The sequence below is a fragment of the Acutalibacter intestini genome (genome assembly GCF_034334985.1).
In the GTDB taxonomy this organism is placed as follows: Bacteria; Bacillota; Clostridia; order Oscillospirales; family Acutalibacteraceae; genus Acutalibacter; species Acutalibacter intestini.
In genome coordinates this window covers 1-520 of the sequence record NZ_JAWXXL010000152.1, presented here as the reverse complement: position 1 = coordinate 520, position 520 = coordinate 1, and the positions used below count along the sequence as shown (strand labels likewise).

At 40.8% G+C, this 520-nt stretch carries 1 protein-coding gene; it reads left to right on the top strand.

The window, feature by feature from the left end; genetic code table 11:
* Positions 1-520 (top strand): HAMP domain-containing protein (locus U8U68_RS22180; protein ID WP_331679211.1); only part of this gene is annotated, 520 nt, incomplete at both ends.

The following is a 520-nucleotide window of genomic DNA, read 5'->3' as shown; positions in this document are numbered from 1 at the left end:
AAATGGGCAAAATAACAGAGTTTTTCAAAAGAAAGTCGATAAAGACGGCTTTTACTACGTCTATGCTCGTCTGTATTGTTTCTGCATTGCTGTTATCCTTGGCTCTATCAAGCTGTTGTCAATGGGGGCAGTCCCAAATTTATAAGCAATATCAATTTGAGTTTGGCGTATCCGATCCTGAAATGGTGATTGGATTTGATAGAACAGCCGATGAACAGAAAGGAAGCATATCTTATCAGACGCCACTGAATTTAATGGATCATTTTACGCCGGCAGACCGGACTATATATAATATTCTTGGTTTTTTGAGTATTGGCGTATATCCCATTTGCTTCATTTTCTGTATTGTCGCCACCAGCATTTTATTCTACAAACGGCATATGCAGAAACCTCTCGCCATACTGGATCATGCCGCCGGCCAGATTGCCGATAACAACTTAGATTTCAAAATTGTTTACGATAAAGAGGACGAAATGGGAAAGCTGTGCTCTTCCTTTGAGAAGATGCGGCAGGCATTGCA